Genomic DNA, 749 nt, shown 5'->3' on the forward strand with positions numbered 1-749 from the left:
GCGCCGACCGCGTATCCGCCTTCGTATGCCTTTTTAAACATATCCTTTGTATTGACAAGTGACACAAAAAGACCGCCTTTCTCAAAGTTATTTTGCTGTTTATTAAAAGGATTTGACCGCTTCCACAATATGCTCCGCATTCAGTCCGAACTCGTCCAGAAGGTCCTGCGCCGGGCCGGAGTGGCCGAATACGTCGTTTACGCCGATCTTCATCACCGGCGTCGGGCATTCCTCGGAAAGGACGCTGCAAACCGCGTCGCCCAGCCCGCCGATTACGTTGTGTTCCTCCACGGTAATGATCTTGCCNCGTCGGGCATTCCTCGGAAAGGACGCTGCAAACCGCGTCGCCCAGCCCGCCGATTACGTTGTGTTCCTCCACGGTAATGATCTTGCCTGTTTCCTGCGCCGCCTTCACGATGATCTCGCGGTCGATCGGCTTAATCGTGTGGATGTTGATCAGCCGGGCATCGATTCCCTGCTCGGCGAGTGTCTTTACCGCTTCCAGCGCGCGGGATACCATCAGGCCGGTGGCGATGATCGTAATGTCCTTGCCGTCTTTCAGGGTGATTCCCTTGCCGAGCTCGAACTTGTAATCGTCCGCATTGTTGAAGCTTTCAACGGCAAGCCTGCCCAGACGGATGTAAACCGGGCCGTAATGCTCGATCGCCGCTTTGACGGCCGCTTTCATTTCGTAATGGTCGGAGGGATTGAGAACCACCATGCCCGGAATCGTGCGCATTAAGGCGATA

Annotated in this window: 1 pseudogene; it reads right to left on the minus strand. The window is 55.3% G+C overall.

The features are described from left to right. Positions 1–102: 102 nt before the first annotated feature. Positions 103–749 (minus strand): annotated as a pseudogene (locus OUY18_RS13785) (transketolase family protein); the annotation flags it as partial.

This window comes from Caproiciproducens galactitolivorans (genome assembly GCF_026672255.1).
Classification (GTDB): domain Bacteria; phylum Bacillota; class Clostridia; order Oscillospirales; family Acutalibacteraceae; genus Caproiciproducens; species Caproiciproducens galactitolivorans_A.